Source organism: Vibrio sp. 03-59-1 (assembly GCF_013114135.1).
Classification (GTDB): Bacteria; Pseudomonadota; Gammaproteobacteria; order Enterobacterales; family Vibrionaceae; genus Vibrio; species Vibrio cortegadensis.
Window position 1 is genome coordinate 149,770 of the sequence record NZ_VTYA01000003.1, and the last position, 20,429, is coordinate 170,198.

The 20,429-nt window shown below is 42.0% G+C and carries 19 protein-coding genes; 12 read left to right on the forward strand and 7 right to left on the reverse strand.

What is annotated here, in order from left to right; translation table 11 throughout:
- Positions 1 to 6 precede the first annotated feature (6 nt).
- From F0249_RS04145 to F0249_RS04185, 9 genes are read left to right on the forward strand one after another with little or no spacing between them, the layout of a single operon-like run.
- Positions 7 to 270: a hypothetical protein gene (locus F0249_RS04145; protein ID WP_171755951.1), complete on the forward strand. Its 264-nt coding sequence runs from the start codon at positions 7 to 9 to the stop codon at positions 268 to 270.
- A 32-nt stretch (positions 271 to 302) separates the two neighbouring features.
- The gene (locus tag F0249_RS04150; protein WP_171755952.1) at positions 303 to 1,535 is read left to right on the forward strand and encodes a TadE/TadG family type IV pilus assembly protein; all 1,233 of its coding nucleotides are present in this window, start codon (positions 303 to 305) and stop codon (positions 1,533 to 1,535) included.
- Position 1,536: 1 nt separating this feature from the next.
- Entirely contained in the window at positions 1,537 to 1,971 is a 435-nt protein-coding gene (locus tag F0249_RS04155) for a TadE/TadG family type IV pilus assembly protein (protein ID WP_113799140.1), read from the forward strand.
- Entirely contained in the window at positions 1,968 to 2,468 is a 501-nt protein-coding gene (locus F0249_RS04160) for a TadE/TadG family type IV pilus assembly protein (RefSeq protein ID WP_113799138.1), read from the forward strand. The genes F0249_RS04155 and F0249_RS04160 overlap by 4 nt, the downstream gene beginning before the upstream one ends.
- Before the next feature lie 15 nt (positions 2,469 to 2,483).
- Positions 2,484 to 3,698 carry an AAA family ATPase gene (locus tag F0249_RS04165; protein WP_113799136.1) on the forward strand — a complete coding sequence of 405 codons (1,215 nt, stop codon included), beginning with the start codon at positions 2,484 to 2,486 and terminating at the stop codon, positions 3,696 to 3,698.
- A 31-nt stretch (positions 3,699 to 3,729) separates the two neighbouring features.
- Positions 3,730 to 5,181 (forward strand): CpaF family protein, encoded by a 1,452-nt coding sequence (locus F0249_RS04170; protein ID WP_171755953.1) that lies wholly within the window; start codon positions 3,730 to 3,732, stop codon positions 5,179 to 5,181.
- Between the two features lie 14 nt (positions 5,182 to 5,195).
- Positions 5,196 to 6,164 (forward strand): type II secretion system F family protein, encoded by a 969-nt coding sequence (locus F0249_RS04175; RefSeq protein WP_017054060.1) that lies wholly within the window; start codon positions 5,196 to 5,198, stop codon positions 6,162 to 6,164.
- 1 nt (position 6,165) lies between these two features.
- A complete protein-coding gene (locus F0249_RS04180) occupies positions 6,166 to 7,110 on the forward strand; it encodes a type II secretion system F family protein (RefSeq protein WP_171755954.1) in 945 nt (314 codons plus the stop codon).
- Positions 7,111 to 7,119: 9 nt separating this feature from the next.
- Entirely contained in the window at positions 7,120 to 8,151 is a 1,032-nt protein-coding gene (locus F0249_RS04185; protein ID WP_171755955.1) for a lipopolysaccharide assembly protein LapB, read from the forward strand.
- 162 nt (positions 8,152 to 8,313) lie between these two features.
- On the opposite strand, the gene chrA is transcribed toward F0249_RS04185, so the two are convergent.
- Positions 8,314 to 9,456: a chromate efflux transporter gene (gene chrA / locus F0249_RS04190; RefSeq protein WP_171755956.1), complete on the reverse strand. Its 1,143-nt coding sequence runs from the start codon at positions 9,454 to 9,456 to the stop codon at positions 8,314 to 8,316.
- Positions 9,457 to 9,548: 92 nt separating this feature from the next.
- Between chrA and F0249_RS04195 the strand changes: the two genes are divergently transcribed.
- Positions 9,549 to 10,478 (forward strand): LysR family transcriptional regulator, encoded by a 930-nt coding sequence (locus F0249_RS04195; RefSeq protein ID WP_171756017.1) that lies wholly within the window; start codon positions 9,549 to 9,551, stop codon positions 10,476 to 10,478.
- On the opposite strand, the gene F0249_RS04200 is transcribed toward F0249_RS04195, so the two are convergent.
- Positions 10,467 to 11,861, reverse strand: coding sequence for an O-antigen ligase (locus F0249_RS04200; RefSeq protein WP_171755957.1), 1,395 nt, complete (start codon positions 11,859 to 11,861; stop codon positions 10,467 to 10,469). The genes F0249_RS04195 and F0249_RS04200 overlap by 12 nt on opposite strands.
- 506 nt (positions 11,862 to 12,367) lie before the next feature.
- Here F0249_RS04200 and F0249_RS04205 point away from each other — a divergent pair.
- Positions 12,368 to 13,552, forward strand: a complete 1,185-nt coding sequence (locus F0249_RS04205; protein ID WP_171755958.1) for an NnrS family protein — start codon at positions 12,368 to 12,370, stop codon at positions 13,550 to 13,552.
- 111 nt (positions 13,553 to 13,663) lie between these two features.
- Here the strand turns inward: F0249_RS04205 and dapD are convergent, their stop codons facing one another.
- The 4 genes from dapD to F0249_RS04225 form a co-directional block, all read right to left on the reverse strand.
- Complete coding sequence (gene dapD, locus F0249_RS04210; protein ID WP_171755959.1) at positions 13,664 to 14,695, reverse strand: 2,3,4,5-tetrahydropyridine-2,6-dicarboxylate N-succinyltransferase; 1,032 nt, start codon at positions 14,693 to 14,695, stop codon at positions 13,664 to 13,666.
- Positions 14,696 to 14,921: 226 nt separating this feature from the next.
- On the reverse strand, positions 14,922 to 15,563 hold the full coding sequence (locus F0249_RS04215) for a MarC family protein (protein ID WP_017054051.1): 642 nt from the start codon (positions 15,561 to 15,563) through the stop codon (positions 14,922 to 14,924).
- 125 nt (positions 15,564 to 15,688) lie between these two features.
- Positions 15,689 to 15,985, reverse strand: coding sequence for a YebG family protein (locus F0249_RS04220; protein WP_017054050.1), 297 nt, complete (start codon positions 15,983 to 15,985; stop codon positions 15,689 to 15,691).
- Between the two features lie 132 nt (positions 15,986 to 16,117).
- The gene (locus tag F0249_RS04225; RefSeq protein ID WP_171755960.1) at positions 16,118 to 17,026 is read right to left on the reverse strand and encodes a LysR substrate-binding domain-containing protein; all 909 of its coding nucleotides are present in this window, start codon (positions 17,024 to 17,026) and stop codon (positions 16,118 to 16,120) included.
- Positions 17,027 to 17,271: 245 nt separating this feature from the next.
- Between F0249_RS04225 and F0249_RS04230 the strand changes: the two genes are divergently transcribed.
- On the forward strand, positions 17,272 to 18,243 hold the full coding sequence (locus tag F0249_RS04230; RefSeq protein WP_171755961.1) for a TDT family transporter: 972 nt from the start codon (positions 17,272 to 17,274) through the stop codon (positions 18,241 to 18,243).
- A 184-nt stretch (positions 18,244 to 18,427) separates the two neighbouring features.
- Here F0249_RS04230 and F0249_RS04235 read toward each other — a convergent pair whose 3' ends face one another.
- A complete protein-coding gene (locus tag F0249_RS04235) occupies positions 18,428 to 20,245 on the reverse strand; it encodes a DUF3413 domain-containing protein (RefSeq protein WP_171755962.1) in 1,818 nt (605 codons plus the stop codon).
- Positions 20,246 to 20,429: the final 184 nt, after the last annotated feature.

Sequence of the window (20,429 nt, forward strand, 5' to 3'; positions counted from 1 at the left end):
AGGATGATGAAAAATATAATGTTAGTGACCACTTCTCTGCTTTGTTTAACCAGCTTGATTGGTTGTGCAAATGACGCACCTTTAGGTAGCCATGTGGCCCAGTTAAAGCAAGAGCAAATTTATAACAAACAAGCGACAGAGGAAAACATGGGGGTTATCCCTACAGGTAGTGGTGAAAGAATGGAAGGCGCATATCACGTCTATACTGGTAAGAAGGGTGACAGTTTAGCGGGTTCTGATAGCCAGTTTATCGAAGGGTTTAGCCAATAGGTTTTCTGGTCTACGATCTCTAAGGATTTATCATGAGAACGATAACGAGCAGTAACAAGAAAGTGCAAAAGCAGAAAGGCTTAGTTTTAGTCATGGTGACGATGGCTATGTTGGTCTTTGTCGCGATTGCTGCACTTTCGATTGATATCAACCATCTCATGGTAAATAAGACACGACTCCAAAATGCAGTGGACTCAGCGGCTCTTTCCGCAGCGGTTTTAATTGATAGTGACAGCAGTATCGCCGATGCAACGGCAGCGGCAAACACCACATTTACCAATATGGCAGGCGCGGTGGGGAATAGTGAGATGGATATGTCGACAGCCAATGTATCGGTGACTTATTCAAATGACCCGCAGACTTTTCCTGATTCTAGCTTTGATAGTTCGTTAGATGTGTATGTGCGAGTCGAAGTAACGAGCTTGGATATGGACGAGTTTTTTATTCAAGCATTCGGGCTTCAAAAAACGGTATCCGCGAGTGCTGTTGCAGGGCCAAGCTCTGCATCGATAAAAGCGTGTAATATCGTTCCTATGTCAGTGTGCTCTGGTGGCGGAACTTCTACCGATGGTTATGAGCGAGGTGAGCTATATATGCTTAAACTTGCGAGTACAAGTCAAGGAACGATGGGACCCGGAAACTATCAACTCCTCGATTTTGGTTCTGGTGCTAGTACCATTCGATCTGCATTGGCTGGTGGGTATGACGGGTGCATTACGATTGGTGAAAATATAGATACAAAACCTGGAGGCAATGTAGGGCCTGTTGGTCAAGGGATCAATTCTCGATTTGGTGTTTATAGTGGCGGTGGATTGTCTTCATCGGATTACCCTACAGATATTTATGTCAAAGAGCCATCAACGTTAGCGACAGCCGACAACAGCGGCAATATTACCTATAACGATACAAGTGGTGCCGGTGGCGACCCTTGGGGCTACAGTGATTACATGGCATCGACCCCTGATTGTTCTGGTGAGAGTGACTGTCGCATTGGATCGGGAGGTGTTGCAGATAGACGAATCTTACCAGTCCCAGTTGTTGATTGTTCTACGGCCTCTGGGGGGACTTCAAACGTTAAAGTGACTGCAATAGGTTGCTTCTTCTTATTACAACAAGCCCCAACCAATAATGGAAGTCATGAGGGGGTTTTTGGTGAGTTTATTGAAGACTGCACGGTAGATCATAGTAATTCAGGTCCCACCCCTGAAGATGAAGGACCTTATAGAATACAGCTCTATAAAGATCCATTAAGTACGGAGTCTTGATATGAAAACGATACTTAGACATAAACAAAATGGATTAGCGGCTGTTGAATTTATTATCGTTTTTCCCGTGCTGTTACTACTATTAGTAGGAGTCATTGAAATCGGTAACATAATGTTGGAGCAAAATAGCTTAAATAAAGGGGTGCAAAACGGAGCTCGATATGCGGTAACGGAAGTGTATGGGACCTCCTCTTATGATCAAATTGCCGATGAAGATGAGATCAAAAATATCGTGCTTTACGGACAATCTAGTACTGGCAGCCACCGAATTTTAGACGCTTTAGCGGTGAGTGATATCTCGGTTTCTCATGTCAATGGTTATGTCACGGTTTCGGCAAGTTATGACTATTTACCAAGCTTTTTAGTCTTACCAATATCCAATACCTCTTTAGCTGTCACATTGAACGCATCGTCAGTCATGAGGACAGGGCCATGAACAGTCAGCGAGAAAATCAAAAAGGGCTAGCGATTATTGAGTTTACTGTGGTGTCGAGTGCGTTGTTACTGATGTTATTTGGCATCATTTCGTTCGGTTATTACATGTTTTCTTTACAAATGGTGAACGAAATTACACGAAAAGCAGCGCGTTTAGCCAGTGTATGTTATGTCACGGATTCAGCGGATATTAACACTTTGGTTATTGACAGTAATGCACCTTCAGATTTCACCACAAGCCATTTAGTTATTGAGTACCTAGATGAATCTGGTGGTGTCGTTACTGGTGATTTAGAAGATGAAGATACATTTACATCAATAAGGTTTGTTAGAGCAAAAGTAGATAACTATGACTATCAGTTTATTTCCCTTTTCAACTATTTGGGAAACAACGGACTAGTATCGGTACCTAGTTTTGAAACCACACTACCAGCAGAAAGTCTTGGGGTAGTTAGGCCAAATAAAAATAACACAAATGGAACCAAGACCGATTGCTAAGGAAGGGGATCGACTATGGGAGAAGCGGTGAAACTAACGATGCAAGATGATAACCAATTAAGGTTAAAAACGAATCTGTGCATATGGGTTTTGTATTCAAATGATCGTTTTAAACTTCACATGGGGCAAGAGCTTGAGAAGTGTCGAAATCTGACGTTCGAAATGATCTCCATGTATAGCTTAGATGTGGGGAGCTTAAAACAACTCACCCCTCCAGATTTAATTTTCGTGGAAACAGGGCCTAATTGGGCGCAGAAGATTGTGGTCTTACAAGAGTATGAGCCTCCAACATCGGAGTATGAAGCTTCTCTTGTGGTATTTGGTGATGAAAGCGATAACGGTGCATTAAAAATCGCCTTACGAATTGGAGCCGCCGATTTTGTTTCTGATCGAGTAGTACTCAGCGAACTCTTTCCATTGCTAAAAAACGTCGCGGAAGAAAAAATCGCGAGTCGTAATATGGGGGAGTTGTTCATTTTTATGAATACCAAAGGGGGCTCAGGGGCTTCAACCCTTGCATTAAATACGGCGATGGAGATAGCTAGTTATCATAAAGATGAGGTGCTACTTCTCGATTTAGATATGCAATTTGGCGTGATATCGGATTACCTAAATGTGGCTCCCTCTTATAGTATTTCAGATGCAATCACCAATGTCGCTGATTTAGATGAAAGCTCATTGAGCAGTATGGTTACAAAGCACCCATCGGGGTTACATATGCTGAGTTTTGGTCTTGAAAACAGTAATGAAGATTTCGATCAAGCTAAAAATATTGGAAAGCTATTACCTACACTAAGGGAATTTTATCCTTATCTCATCGTGGACTTATCAAGAGGCATCGATAAGTTATTTTCCTCTGTGATCTCGTCAGCCAGTAAAGTATTCCTCATTACTCAGCAAAATCTAGTAGCTGTAAAAAATACGACTCGAATTAGTCGTGCACTAACGTTTGAATACGGCATAACACGAGAACAAATTGAGTTGATTGTTAATCGATATGAAAAACGCCAATCAATAAAAATCAAAGATATTGAGCAGACGATCAATGGGGTAAAAGTACATATGATTCCCAATGATTTTAAAGTTGCAATTGAAAGTGCAAACCTAGGCAAGCCGTTTATAGAGTCAAGGAAAAGCAGTCCAATTACTAAATCGGTCGTGGAGTTTTCACACTTAATATCACCGCCAGAAGAGTCCAAAAAAGGATGGCTGAAACGATTGTTTTCATAGAATTAGTTTCAGAACAGAATAAGGGATTGCTATGTTCTTTAAACGAAAAAATATAAATCCAGACTTTCAAGAGAAAGCGTTGTCAGTTGATGATTCTACGGTACAAGATGACAGCCCCGTTGATTTTTCTAATGAGCATCCGGAAAATAAAGTCGAAAGAAAACTGCGAGAAGCTGAAGCAAAAAATAAAGCGGTCGATGAGGAAAAAAAGATCCTCGAACATGAGTTGGAGATGAAGCACTACTATCATCAGCGCTTACTCGAAACCCTTGATTTGGGGCTGTTATCTAGCCTAGAAAAGGAGCGAGCACGCAAGGATCTTCATGACGCTATTGTTCAGTTAATGGCTGATGATAAAACCCATCCAATGAGTGCCGAAGGGCGTAAACGAGTTATTCAACAGATTGAAGATGAAGTGTTTGGGTTAGGACCATTAGAGCCTCTTCTTAATGACCCAACAGTATCAGACATCTTAGTGAATGGACCGAAGAACGTATTTGTAGAGCGCTTTGGTAAATTAGAGAAAACCCCATATACCTTTTTAGATGATCGTCATTTAAGAAACATCATCGATAGAATTGTAAGCCAAGTTGGACGACGAATTGATGAAGCATCACCGATGGTTGATGCGCGTCTACTCGATGGTTCTCGTGTTAACGCCATTATCCCTCCCTTAGCTCTCGATGGCCCTTCTGTTTCTATTCGTCGTTTTGCAGTCGATAAGCTAACGATGGACAATTTATTAAATTTCAATTCACTCTCTAAACCTATGGCTCGATTTGTCGAAGCGGCGGTAAAAGGAGAGCTTAATATTTTGATCTCTGGCGGTACGGGGTCGGGAAAAACGACCACATTGAATATTTTTTCAGGATTCATTCCTAGCGATGATCGTATTGTCACAATAGAAGATTCAGCGGAACTACAACTGCAACAACCTCATGTGGTTCGTTTGGAAACGCGCCCAGCAAATCTGGAAGGAAAGGGTGAAATAGGGCAGCGTGAGCTGGTCAAAAACTCACTTCGTATGAGGCCTGATAGAGTGGTTCTTGGTGAGGTTAGGGGAAGTGAAGCCGTTGATATGCTGGCGGCAATGAATACCGGGCATGACGGTTCGTTGGCGACGATACATGCTAACACCCCACGAGATGCACTAAGTCGGGTTGAAAACATGTTCTCAATGGCAGGGTGGAATATCTCAGCGAAGAATCTACGTTCCCAAATCGCTTCCGCGATCCACTTGGTTGTGCAGATGGAGCGTCAAGAAGATGGTAAACGGCGCATGGTGAGCATCCAAGAGATTAATGGAATGGAAGGCGAAATTATCACCATGTCTGAGATATTTAAATTTCACAGACAAGGGGTTGATGAAGACGGCAATATCATCGGTTATTACACCGCGACAGGTGTCGTCCCCTCTTGTCATGAACAGCTGACTAAGCGTGGTCTTGAGCTTCCATTTGAGCTGTTTAATGAAACCTATTAATAAGGAGTAGCGTTATGGAAAACGACATTACTTTCTTCCTCGTTCTGCTCTTTTTTGCTGTTGTGTTTATTTCTCAAGCGTTGATCTTGCCTGCGGCTGGGAGTAAAGCAAAGCACCAAGAGCTAGCCAAACGCTTGAAAGAGACACAATCCAATTTGGATGAAGAGAGTCGTTCACTATTGCAAGAGCACTACCTTCGAAGCTTAACTCCACTTGATCGTAAACTCGTGAAGTATTCGATATTTTCATCGTTAAAAAAATCATTAGAGCTTTCAGGTTATGACTGGTCATTGAGTCAAACCTTGGCCGTTACTGGGCTTCTGAGTTTATCATCACTCGTTTTTCTACTACTGATTGGTCAATTCTGGTATGTCGCGGTCTCTGCGGCTTTAGGTGTGTGGTTTATCATGCATTTTATCTTACAGAAAAAGATTTCCGATCGACTGGCTAAGTTTGAAGAACAACTCCCAGATGCGCTCGATATCATCAAACGAATGTTGCAAGCGGGACAACCAGTGACACAAGCATTTAATGAAGTTGGGAATGAAATGCCAGCCCCAATTGGTGTCGAATTCAAGAATACCTTTAACCTTCTAAATTACGGTTATGACATGCGTCTGGCGATTATGCAGATGGCAGACAGAACCCCCACCGTCTCTATGCTCGCCTTTTCCAGTGCCGTGTTATTACAGAAAGAGACAGGGGGGAATTTATCAGAAAATCTAGAAAAGGTGTCTCAGGTGTTAAGGGCGCGGTTTAAGCTGACTCGAAAAATTAAATCCATCTCAGCAGAGAGTCGAATGTCTGCTTGGATTCTGGTTCTGTCGCCTTTCATCTTATTTCTTGGAATGTCTTTTATTAATCCGGTTTATTTGGAGCCTCTTTATCAAGACCCTCGGGGGATTAAATTAATTAGTATTGGGGTGGTGAGCCTGTTTTTTGGTGCGCTTTGGATCCGTCAAATAATCAACTTTGAGGTGTGATATGGATACGATTTTAGATCTCATCGTAAATTTTGAAATCAATGAGGAGACGCTTTTTCTCGGTATGATTTTGTTGTCTACATCTCTTCTTATAGTGAGTATAAGTTTCATCGTGATGGGGACCCGCTCGCCAATCAAGCGAAAATTAGAAATCATGCAACAAGAAGGGGGGGGAGCTAAACCTAAAAGAAATCAAACATTTGATAATACGTTGGAGTCTTTAGCGCCCATTATTTCCTCTCGAGATGTGAAAGAGAAAGAGAGTCTTCGACACAAATTAATGCATGCTGGTTTTCATGACAGTAATGCACTGACTATATTTTATGCCATTAAAGTTTTTTCGATGATTCTTGGTCTTGGGACAGCTGCAGCTTTCTATTTTTTTCTACCTGATTTAGGAAGTCTCAACTTAGTCATGATAGTTAGCGTAGCCGCGGGTCTTTACCTGCCTAATGTTGCGCTTAGCCATTTTGTCAAAAAGCGCCAGCGCCGAGTTCGTGGTGGCGTTCCTGACGCATTAGATCTGCTGGTGGTTTGTACCGAATCAGGGCTTGGCTTCAATGCTGCTTTAAGGAGGGTGGCTGATGAGTTAATGATCTCCCATCCTGATTTTGCTGATGAATTGGATACCGTTTGCGCCAAAATTAAAGCAGGGGTCGAAATGTCTGATGCTTTCGAGGATTTAATTGAGAGAACGGGATTAAGTGAGATTACTGGCCTGGTGAATATGCTTTCGCATGCCTCAAGGATTGGGGGGAGTCTATCTCAAACATTGCGAGATTATACTGAAGATTTTAGAGATAAGAGAAACCAAGAAGTAGAAGAAATTGCAGCAAAAATACCGACTAAGATGATATTTCCGCTGCTGATATTTATATGGCCATGTTTCTTCATTGTTGCAATAGGGCCAGCGTTGATTTCACTGTCTGATGCATTTGGTAGCTAGGGAGTTTTAATGAATAATTTATGGAAGACGTTCTTTTTAGTATCAAGTCTGTTCGTGCTATCAGGGTGTGCGAGTAGTGAGCCAGAAAAACCAAGTTTTGATAGTTCTCTTTATGAAGGACGCCCAATAGACACCTTAACATCGGATGCGGCGCCGCTGAGTGAAATGGAGGCGATTCAACGAGGTGATATTGCACTAAGTAATAATAATATTGATCTCGCCTTGTATGAATATATACGTGCCCTTTCATTTCCAGACGCTCAACACCAAGATAAAACCTTATATACCATAGGCCGAATCCACCAATCTAGGGATAATACGGTTTATGCAGAAAAAGCATTTCTCGCGTCTGTTGAGTACAATCCGAATAATGTTCAGGTACTGGAACAATTAGGATCAATTTACATGAAGCAGGGAAGTGTTCAGCAAGGAAAAAGTTATTTTTATCGGGCGCTTAATGCCGATCAGGTGAGGTTGAAAAATCCGAATACATTAAGTGATACCGTTGAGCTGGTAGAGATTAGGCAATTGCAAGTGGATAAAGATTCGCCAGCCTTAGCTTATATGGGGTTGGGAATTGTGGCTGATATTGAGGCTCAACATGAGTTTGCAAAAGTTTTCTATCATAAAGCGATAGAGGTAAAACCTAACTCAGTCAAAGCACTTTTGAATCTCGGTTACTCTTATTATATGAGTGGAAATTACACTTCGGCTAAACGCTATACCATGTCAGCACTGGAAAAAGATCCAAACAATGAAAAAGCACAAAATAATTTAGCGCTTATTTACTTAGGTAAAGGTGAAATTAAGCGGGCGATAAACGTTTTCATGCGCCATATGGATGCAGCAGAAGCGCTCAACAATGTAGGGTATTTTCTTATTCTTCAAGGCAAACCAGACAAAGCGGTGCCTTACTTGCAGCAGGCTATCGATAAGAAACCTTCTTATTATCCCGTCGCAAATGAAAACTTAGAGAGGGCGCTTGCCGAAGTTAGGGCGATTACTCCAGATGCGGCAGAAACATCCAATGCCCTTCAGTAGATAGGAGTAATAGAGCCATTCAGTAAATAGAAGCAGTAGAGTCTGCGGGTTGGAATACTCTCGCCAATAGAAGTGGTGATCCATTGTAGGATCACCATTTTTTTGTGAATTAATTTGAATGATTTGATAAGAGGGGGCAATTTCATCATTAATAGTTCATCGCTATAGGTGGCTTATTCCCATCCCAGATACAGCGAAAAGTAGCACTAAATAGACGATGGGTATTTTCCACTGTTTCAGTAAGTAGAAGCCTAAGATCACTGCGGCTATGTCTAAACCTGAAGCGACAGCACTGACAAAAACGGGTTGGTAGAGTGCTGATAGAAGTAAGCCTACAACGGAGGCGTTAATTCCATTGAGCGCTCCCGAAACTAAAGCGTTACTTGCTAGGGTTTGCCAGTTTTTTAATACACTAAGAAGCAGTAAAAAGCCCGGAAGGAATACCGCAAGTGTCGCCAGCAATGCCCCGAAAATAGGCGTGTTAGGCAGTAATTGATAACCGATATAGGTAGCAAAAGTAAACATTGGTCCTGGAACCGCTTGAGCTGTGGCATAGCCCGTCAAAAAGGCTTCCTGAGTTAATTGGTCACCAACAATGTTTTGCAGTAGTGGAAGAACGACATGGCCCCCACCAAAGACCAAGCTCCCAGCTTGAAAGAAGTCTGAAAATAGCCCAATTTCAGGTGCAGCCTTACTTATGAGCGGTAACCCGAAGAGCAAAAGAGCAAACAGTAAAAGAGGAATCAGTGATATTTTATGTGGGCTTGGGGGCTGGGTTTGTCTGTCTTGTAGCTTGACCGCTCCAACCATGCCACATAGCAATAAAAGAGATACCTGAGTGCCGATGCTAGGAATAAGTAGTAGACCTAAAGCAGTGATGACGCATAGAGTGACAGACAGGCGTGATTGGCAAAAATTTTTGTACATTCCCCATGTCGCATCGGCAACGACCACGACGGCGAGAAGTTTTAATCCATGTACTACATTTTGAAATAGAGGGGATTCCGTTAACTGACTGCTTAGAACCGCAAGTAATAACATGATTAAGATAGATGGAAGTGTAAACCCAAGAAAAGCCATGCATGCTCCACTTAATCCTCCCTTTTTATAGCCTATAGCAAAACCCACTTGGCTTGATCCCGGGCCGGGAAGAAACTGGCTCAGAGCGACTATCTGGGCATAATCTTTATCACTTAGCCAATTTAATTTTTCAACGAATGTTTGTCTGAAGTATCCAATGTGGGCAGCCGGACCTCCAAAACTGATCCAACCTAATCCAAAGAAAACTTTGAAGATAGAAAACATAGTGTGTACTCATAAAATTAATCATCGTGTGTAGAGTACGATTTGAATTATAATGATTCAAATTGATAGTGTTTCTAGTATCTATGAATGAAATGGGATTTGATGTGGTTGACTTGAATTGGAAAAATGTGGATTTAAACTTACTGGTTGCTTTTTCTCAGCTATATCAGAGTCGGAGTGTGAGCGCAGCCGCTGAAAAAAGTTACGTTAGCCAATCAGCGATGAGCCACAGTTTATCTCGATTGCGTTTACTGTTTAGTGACCCACTTTTTGAACGTAAAGGCCACAGCATGGCACCGACAGATCGTGCTCACGAAATCGCTCCGATCATAGAAACGATCCTCACTCAAGTTCAAACCGATCTATTATTGACTAACCATTTTTCGCCAAGTGAGTACTCTGGAGTATGTCGAATTGGTTTAACTGACTACGCTGAATTGATCTTTGCGCCAGCGATTTATGATGCGATTCGCCAATCAGCTCCTGATGCTCAAGTCAGCTTTATTAATGTCTCTCGTCACAACTATATTGAGGCTTTTGATAAGGATCGGCTGGATCTTATGGTTGGGAGTATTACGCGATTAGACGATCAATTTGAAGCTCAAAAATTATACACAGAAAAGCATGTATGCTTGTACGATCCCGCCCAGTATCATTTTGGTTCAGAACTCACACTACAAGAGTTTATTGATGCCGAGCATGCGTTAATTAGTCCTGATGGCATACTTGAAACACAAAGTGATCAAAGATTAAAAGCATTAGGTGTATCGCGGTTCATACCCGTTGCCTCACGCAGCTTCTTGACCGTAAGACGCTTAATTCAGAATCGAAAACTGATTGCGACCGTTCCAAGATTGATGGCTCAGGCTGATATGCTCAATGATAAGTTGACCACGGCTTTACCTCCAATCTCGATAGATGACTTTGACATATCAATGATTTGGAATAAAGCCAGAGCGTGTGATGAGAAACAGATTTGGCTTCAATCTTTAGTGTCGGGTGTTTTTGATTCATTTGAATAATATTGGCTCTGAGCAATTATAACCAAGCCAAAATTGAGGCTTAAGCTGGACTGAAAACTCTTGGTCTGGGTAGTTGCTCATTCGAAGATACAATTTATTCGCTGTTAACAGGGAGCTTAACAGTAACACTCCAACGATCCCGTATTGGAAATATCGATGTTTTATTTTTGATGGATGAGAAGCACAAACTGGGTGATGTTTTTTACATGCGGACCAAAAAATAGCGAGTGAGATTACTGCCAGTAACTGGCTAAGCGGAGAGTCGAGAACTCCGGAAACGAGGCTATAAGCAAACCCAGCTAAAACACTTAATCCTGTCACTCGAACCCAGCGATGGTAGGTCGTAATGACGGTTTTCAGTGTGAATAAAAGTAAGAAACCGTAGCAAAGTAGAGGAATGAGCCCCCAATTTACCAAGACTAAAAGTGCAGAGTTATGTGGGCGACCAAATAATTTGGATGAACATACAAAACCATCACCACCTAGCCCTAACAGTGAAGACAGGGTTATGGCTTCGGCCCACAGCGCCATGCGCCCGGGAGAGTCGGTTCGAACTTTTGGCCATGTCCACAATCCATCATTAAATAGATAGGCAGGTAATGGGGCAAGAAAAACAATACGAAGTAAACAGCCAAAAATAATACTGAATAGCAGTAGTTTAAGTATTTGCGATCTTAAGGGCTTATCAATTTTAGCCCAGATAAGAATGGCTGTAATGATGGCAATGGAAATCCCACGAGCATCCAAAGCAAAAATAATAGCTACATGAGTACAAAGTAGAAAACGTAATGCGTTATAAAGCCATCGCTTTCTTCTAAAACAGAGAGTGAAGTAGAGTGTCGGAATGATCAGCCACACCTGAACTTGATTCAAAAATCGGGCGTTTGCAAATCCAAAAATGGTATGAATATTCGTTTCAAGTTGATAGTAAACTCGAAGCCAAAACCCGACACTGACCGAGAGAAACAGTAAAAGCGTTATCCAGCAGAAATAGCTATAAAGTCGCACTTTTTGGGATTCAAACCCAATAGATAGAAAGGCGGTCAGTAGCGCTAATCCTAAGAAATAGAAGTAATCCGTTTGAGCTCGCCAAAAATCAATACCTTGAAAATTGGCGATAGCTGCAAAAATACCGAAAATAACAAGAACCCACCCAACGCTAAGGCTAAGCTCCGTAAATTGTTGTGTTATACGATCCCGCCAGTGGCGGTCGCTTAAAATAATCAGGTTAGAGATAAGAAGAACGGAGCAGATGAAAACGCGTTTAGCGTCGTACAGTAAGAAGACACTATTTCGAGGTATAAAGGTGTTGAAACATAACACCATGATCCCCAAAAAAGTAAACCCCATCAATAGAGTAAATTTCCACTTGGATTGCACCATACAACGGCCTTCTCTTATCTTTTTAATAGCTTAGACCAAAGTGGAATCAGGTGTTGTTTTGATACCGGTTAAATCTAAACGGTGTGATCTGCAATATCAGAAAATGGGTCTGGGGGCGTATGTTGCTATTTGACAGTTACACTTCAATATAAAAATGGCACATATCATTCACCAATTTCGTGAAGCTACCAAACATCCATAGTCGCTACTGAATAATGCGTTGTTTTTCTAACTATGAATGCTCTATCGTCACCAAAATTACTTGCCTTTGCTGTTTGTTCATAATCATTATTAATGCTCTACACACCAATAGGTCTAAATTATTCCATCGTGTCATTTAGACTTCTTTTGATTTTGTCTTTTTGACAACAAAAATGTATTTTCATTGTCTTAACCCTTTAATTATAAAGCATTAAATTCTTGGCCTGAATAATGCAATATGAAATGAGAATTCTTGCTAAACTATTATTAGTGCTTTATCGGGAAGTACCAATAAAGGAGCCACCTTGCTAAATATTACAGACAAAAGTGTTGAAGAGCGTATTCCTGCCTATCTTCGCCTTGGTTTTCGTCCTTTCTTTTTCTTAGGCAGCATTTACGCTGTTATCGCGATTATTGCTTGGGTCATTATGTTCCAAAATGGCCAACCAGAAATATTGCAAGTCCCTGCTTTGTGGTGGCATGTGCATGAGATGTTGTTTGGATTTTCGATGGCGATTGTGGTGGGTTTTGTATTAACCGCAGTGCAGACATGGACTGGGGTCAATGGAACCAAACACCATCGTTTGGCTTTCCTTGTCATGCTTTGGATAATACCTCGCATTTTATTTTGGACACCAGCACCGTTATGGCTTATTTCGTCAATTGAAGCGTTATTCTTAGCGCTGTCGGCTTATGAGATCGGTTTTAGAGTGGTACGCTCTAAAGGATGGAAAAATCTGTTTTTCATTCCGCTCTTTGTGCTTGCCATTGTGGCTAACTTTGCTAGCTATGCCACGATAAAAGGAATGCCTCCATTTAGCTCTGCGGCTGTGTGGCAGGCGATGTTGTGGTGGTTTACATTATTATTGTCCGTTATGGGTGGGCGTGTGATCCCATTCTTTACGGCCAAACGCTTTAATTTCGAGAAAGCTCAACCATTGGTGTGGTTAGAGTGGGTGGCAAATTTGCCGTTAGTGAGCTTGTTCGTATTGAGCTTCTTCCCATTAACTTTTTCTCAAATTGGGCAAGAAGTGATGTTATTTGCTGGCATCGCGCAGTTTGTCCGTTTCGCTCGCTGGAAACCGTGGACAACTTTAAGTGAGCCGCTTGTCTGGAGCCTGCATAGTGCTTACCTGTGTATTCCATTAAGCTTGGTGTTGCGTGGCGTGATTGATAACCCATTTGTCAGCCATAACATGTTGCACTTATTTGCGATTGGCGGACTGGGTGGTGTGATTTTAGCGATGATAGCTCGAGTCACAATGGGCCATACGGGTCGTGCTATTTATAAAGGCCCAAGTATGTGGTTGGCCTTTTCTGCTGTTTTACTTGCGGCTTTAGTTCGTAGCTTAGGCGTCGCCTTTATGCCAGAGCAAATGATGCTGATGATCAATATTAGTGCTGTGTTATGGGCGCTGTCATTTGGTATGTTTGTGTGGAAGTTTGGAATGATGTTATTAACGCCAAGAGTTGATGGTCATCCTGGATAATTCACGTGATTAAATGAAACATAAAAAAACCGAGCTCAAATAGAGCTCGGTTTTTTATTATCTGTAGCGAGAAACTCAAAGCTTGGAATTGGAACCGTCAGCCTGAATTAATTAGTTATTACTGTGAAGTTCGCTGTTTAGCTCAACCGCAGATTTATTGGTTAAGCACTCAATTTGACCAGTAATTGAGTTACGACGGAAAAGAAGATCAGTCTTACCAGCAAGGTCACGTGCCTTAGCAATTTCTACTTCTTGGCCTTGGTTATCTAGCATGCGAACTTTTGTTCCTGCAGTAACGTATAGACCTGACTCTACCGTACAACGATCGCCCATAGGGAAACCAAGGCCAGCATTTGCCCCTAACAGACAGTTCTCGCCGATAGAGATCACCATAGTACCGCCACCAGACAGTGTACCCATGATTGATGCACCGCCACCGATATCAGAACCATTTCCAACCACAACACCTGCAGAAATTCGACCTTCAACCATGCTCACACCTGTAGTACCAGCATTGAAGTTGATGAAGCCTTCATGCATTACAGTTGTGCCTTCACCCACATGTGCGCCAAGGCGAACACGGGAAGTATCAGCGATACGAATTCCTGTTGGAACAACGTAATCGACCATTTTAGGGAATTTATCAACGCAATCGACCGTTAACGCTTCACCTGCAAGACGAGCATCAATTTGACGTTCTGCAAGCTCAGGTAAATCGATAGGGCCTTGGTTTGTCCATGCAATGTTATGTAGCAAACCAAAAATGCCATCTAATACTGTGCCATGTGGTTTCACTAGACGGTTTGAGATAAGTTGTAGTTTAAGGAAACCTTCCGCGACCGATTGAGGCTTCTCATCTGTTGCGAGAATAACGGCAACTAATGGCTGGTTTGATTGCGCCGCTTTTTGAGCGAAAGAAGCATTTGCAGTGTCATTGTTTGCTGTGAATACAGCAACAAGCGCTTCGCTTTGAGCCGCTGAAATTTCAAGGGCTTGGTTGCCTTCAGTGTAACCAACCACTTCAGCGACAGCAGAAACGAGCGCATCGCTTGGGTTTAAGAGTGGGCTAGGAAAAAATGCTTCAATGATCTTTCCATCACGGTTTTTAGTTGCTGTGCCGAAGGCAAGAGAAAAAGTCGCCATTATTTAATAATCTCCATATTTGAATTTGTTTCAGTGGGCCAAGCTTTATTGTCTTTCTATGCTGAGCAGGCTTGGACCGTTAAAATCATTTGTTGATAAACATCATAGAGAGAGCGCCCTTCAGATGAAAGAGGGCGCGGGTAGAAAGTCTGTAAATAGATATGTGTTGTCTTTATAGCGATAGCTGTCGTCTATAAGAAATTAGCGTGATAGACGTAAAATCAGTTTAAATTGCGAGTGCTTTATAGGCTTGTTCAATCCCTTCGATTAGCATCTGCATTCCAATAACAGCCAAAATAAGCCCCATCATTCTAGTGACTACATTCAATGCGCTTGGTCCAATTGCTTTGACAAATTTTTCTCCAAAAACAAAGAGCACATAGGTTAAGGCACACAGTAACCCGAATGAGATGATGGTAATCACCATTTCGTAAATGCCGCCAGTTGTTGCGAAGTTCATCGCGGTTGCGATGGTTCCTGGTCCGGCGAGAATGGGCATAGCTAATGGGGACACGGCAATACTGAGCGCAGAATCATTTTGCGCATCTGATTGAACCTTTTCTTTTGCTTTGCCGTGAGTGGAATCACCTTGCAGCATGTGAAAACCGATCAAAAACACTAATATTCCGCCAGTAATACGCAGTGCATATAGCGTAATGCCAAAGAGATCGAAAATAAGACGGCCTGAAATAGTAAATACAGAAATGATAATGAAGGCGATCAACACTGAACGAAAAGCGATAGATTTAACGGTTTGACGATTCTCACCATTGGTTAAACCAAGAAAAATCGGAGTATTGGCGATGGGGTTCATTATGGCAAAAAAGCCCATGAAAACCGTAATGGTGTGGATAATTAGCTCTTTCATCTCTTTCCTATTAGCAAGTATTCGTGGTATGTATCAGCATCATAGAAGATATTGAGAATAAAAAATAGCCAGCAAATTGCTGGCTATTGAAAATTGATATTGAATCGAAAGTAGACGCTAAATACTTATGCTGCGTCGTCTTCTGCTTCATCCGCCACGGCTTCAACCGCTTTTGGTTTTTTAGGCGTTGGCTTGCGTTTTGCGCCTAAAGCATAAAGCACTTCTTCTTTATTTTTCGCAAGGTACATCGCAAGCTCTTCTTGCTTACCTTCATCTTCGATGAGCTCACTACCATTAATTAATGTAAAAAGCTCATCTGCCATATCTAACATTTTGTCGTAAGCGTCAGCTTCAGCTTTAGAGGTAAAAGTCATCTTTTCTTCTCCGTTGCGCTCGACCACGTACTTGACGATTACAGCCATGGTTATTCCTCAATAATTGATAACTATTTCTACTGGCTTTTTATACAGTTTCAAGTTTTAAATGTCCAGTTGAAGGCAGAGTTTTGAGAGTTGAACGGTTAGAGAACCGACATCACCTCCTGATTTATAGCATTACTTTTGTATTGATTGGCAGTAATGCATGAAGGCTTTTAGCAGCGGGCTCTGATATTTCTCCTTATGGACTAACAACCAAAAGCGTCTTTTCATATCGAGAGGCGTTTCAATGAGGGCAACACGTCCGTCGTTGATGGCGGTATTGACGGCCAAGCGAGATAAGCAAGCCAACCCAAGCCCTGCTGAAACGGAGTTAATAATTGCTTCAGTGGTATTGAGTTCAAAAGCTTCATGCCAACTCTCTAAGCGAGGAGCAACGGTACGTAGGAAAAACTCACGAGTGCCCGATCCCGGTTCTCGTAGTATCCAATGACTTTGCTCTAATTGATGCAGTGCTATCGGCTGGCTACTTGAGGCTAATGGGTGATGAGTTAATGGGTGATTAGGTGTGGCAACAATGCACATTTCATCCTGACTAAATTGGCGTGATATCAATTCAGGGTTCAATGTTTTCCCTTCAATTAGCGCAATATCGAGTTCGTAGTCGATCAGCTTTTGGCAGATCAACGCTGAGTTTGAAATGAACAAGCTTTGAGATAGATGTTGGTACTGTTGACGAAATCCACTGAGAAGAAAAGGGGCAACTTGATTACCAATGGTGTCGCTGGCGCCAATTTTAAGACTGCCACTGAGTGGTTGATTGTCTTCAAAAAGGTCATCGATTCCTTTTGCCCGATGTAGTAGCTCATCGGCAAGCGGCAAGAGTTTTTGACCTTCTTGATTCAGAATTAAACGGTTATTAACGCGGTCAAACAGTGAATGTCCCAGCTGTTTCTCTAACTCGGATAGTGCCATGCTAACGGCTGCTTTGGAGAGAAATAACGCTTCGGAAGCGGAGGTTAAAGTACAGTGCTGAGTAACGGTGACAAAAACTTTTAGTTGCTTGAGTGACACATTATGAGCCATTTACTCTCTCCATCTAATTACTTGCGCCAACTTATTACTTACGCCAACTTATTACTTACGCCAACTTATTGCTTACGTGAACTAAGCAAACATTGATCGTTGTTAGGATAATGCGAGTTCGTTAAGTATATCTTAACGCCTGTTTAATATGATTAGATATATCAGAACGTATTGCAAGCGTATGATGACGTCATCGGAGTTTACTGCTGTTGCAGATTGTCCAATAGCTCCAAAGTGAGGCGGAAATGATAAATAGAATGAAACTTAAAGTGATGGGAGCGCCAACTCCTATGGCTGGGCTCGCACTGGCTATTGCAAGTTTAGGGTGGAGTTGGGAAAACATGGTTGATTGCGGAGGCTACGCACAATGGACGAGTGCGGTGATAGCGTCGATTTTATTGGCCATTCTTGCGGTTAAGTTTTTAGTGCATCGCCATTTACTTCGTCAAGACTTAGCGCATCCGGTTGTTGGAAGTGTTGTCCCGACATTTGCGATGGGCACTATGATTGTTTCAAGCTCTGTCGGCCACTTTTATCCAATTGCTGGTGATGTCATTTGGTTGGCTGCGGTACTATTGCATGTCATCTTTTTGGCTAGTTTTATGTATCACAGAGCAAAAAATTTCGAGTTACATCATATGGTGCCAAGCTGGTTTGTACCACCTGTCGGCATTATTGTTGCCGATGTGGCTTTTTCGGGCACGCCAGCACTACAACCTATTGCTGATATAACACTACTGTTTGGCATGGTAGCTTACGCCGTGATGCTGCCAATTATGATCTATCGCTTAATGTTTACGCATGAAATTCCGGATGCAGCAAAACCGACGATTGCTATTCTCGCGGCGCCAGCCAGCTTATCTTTGGCAGGTTATCTCAGTGTCACTTCAAGCCCGTCACCGGTTGTGATCGCGACTCTATTTGGTATCGCGATTTTAATGACAACAATCATCTATCTCGCGTTCTTTAAATTGTTGAGATTACCGTTTAGCCCTGGGTATGCGGCATTCACATTCCCGATGGTAATAGGAGCAACGGCACTGTTTAAAACTGCGAACTGGATGCAAAGTGTTGGTGTTGATGAAGAGTACGTGGCTCAGGTGTGGTGGTTAGCAGGAGTTGAATTGTGTGTTGCCACGGCTGTGGTAGGGTATGTTGCGATTCGTTACTTTGCTTATTATCAGCCATATAAAATGAGACCGGTAGCGCTCTCATAACAGCGTTAGGCTATCTATTTGATGAAAGAATAAGCTTGTTAAGATGATAAAACCTAACAAGCTTATTTTTTTGTTTCTGTTTGGCTACATAGCGTTTTCTACTGTAAACCTAAAGGTGCCGATCTCTTTTAAAAGCCACGACTTATTAAGAAACATTACTTATTAGAAGCAACGCTCTATAACACTATTTTCTATAAAAGCGAGACATGTCTTCTAGTGACTTTTGTATCGCATCAATAGGAATCTTTTTATCAGATTCTGGCTGCAACTGATTATCAAGTTGGCTTGAATTGCCTGCTGGGTTGACGACAAGCATCGTCTCTTTGCCAACAAGCGCATAATTGTAGTAACTGCCTGAGATAAACCAATCGCGCGGTGTTGAACCATCAAACAAGTTTGCCCCTACACTATAATCAGACACATCTGATTGAGTAGTAAAAAGGGTACCCATTAACGTCGGAACCACATCAAAGTGAGTGGTGCGATAATCGATCTCTTTTACGACTTTATTTGGTTGATAGACGTATAACGGCACATGAATTTGAGCCTGACTATAGTTGCCAGTATGCCCCCAGTAGTTCAGTTTATTATCGTTAAACTCTTCGCCATGATCAGAGGTGATCACTACGATGGTATTGTCTAGATCAACCTTTTCGAGAACTTTCCCAATTAACCCATCAATATAGAAAAGAGAGTTTTTATAGCGGTTATGGTAAGGCTCAGGATCAAAGTCATTATCAAGAAGAATATGATCCACTCGAGAAAGATAAGGCTTGAATTTAGCCCCTTCAGGCTCTGGAAATTCAGTGCCATGCGCTGAGTCGTAGAACAAAAATCCAAAGTAAGGTTGCTCACTCTCCTGCTGTTGGAAAGCTATAAAGTCTTCGGTGATCCTCGCATCGCGTTCTACTTGAGTGGTTCCCGGTGTGCGCAATCGTAAATTGTCTACCTGTTTAAAGACAGTGCGCGATAGTGGCGGACTGGTTAAAGCCGCCGAGCCGAAAATCCCCATGCGGTAATTTGATTCTTGTAATTTATCCATAAAGAGTGGCGACACTTGATTGGCGTAAAAGGTGTTCCAATAGGTCGCAGGTAAACTATAAAACAGGCTAAATATACCAGCTTGCGTAGAATTCCCACCGCTCATGTGTTGATTAAATTGACTGCTCTTGATTTTGAACTTGCTCACGTTCGGCATGATCTCAGCGTTACTGTCATCAAAGCGCCATGCATCAACCAAGATAAATAGTACGTTTGGTTGTTTCTCTTTCTGCTGAATCTCAACTGGCATTGATGGATATTGTAATTCCGTTTTTTCACAAGATTTAAACTCCACCCGCTTTTGTTGAGCAAACTCTTCGCTGACAAGCTCGTGCTCATAAATAAATGAGCGGGCAGTGAGTGGGTAGTAAAGAGGCCAATTACTGGTGAATTGACTTACTTCATTATCGTACGTTGCGTTTTTCCATGCATGAATCGCTTGGCTGCTGAGTAGTAGGGCGAACCACACTGAAATCATCACGTACTTCACTTTACTGCGAGCTAATTTATTACTTAGCCATAAGGTAACGCCGAACCCAATAGTAAGAGCGAATAATTCGGCTATGAATATCAACGCGCTCAGCCATGAAACATTGAAGACTTCATTTCCAGAATCCAGAAACATTTTGATCAGCAATGCATTGATATGAAATTTATAGTGTTGAAAAACCGTAATATCGATTTTTAGTGCGATTAGAATGATGATCGCTATGGTGGCACAGATAAATTTGAAACTCTTTGTGGGTAAAAAACTCGCGACGATTGTAGTTAACAATAGAGGAAAGCAGATAAGCCCTAACCATCCGATTTGGGTTGCTGCGAGATAAAATACCTGTAAGAAACTATATTCCTGAGAATTGACGGTGAGTAAATACGGGTAACAGGCGATAGAAAGATAAAGACTGAAACAAGAGAAAAACGCGATGAGCCAAGCGTTATTATAAGAGAGTCTTTTCAGCATAAATATGAATCCAAATCAAATTAGGGCGGCAGTGTAAAAAAGCGACGGAGTATAAAACAGTGTTTTTTATCATGCAATCAGAGATTTGTATGTCTCAGTATGTCAGTGTTTGTCACTCTGGTGATGCGTACCAGCGTCATCTTTGGCTATCTCACTGAATGGCTTGTAATCTTTCTGGTGACAT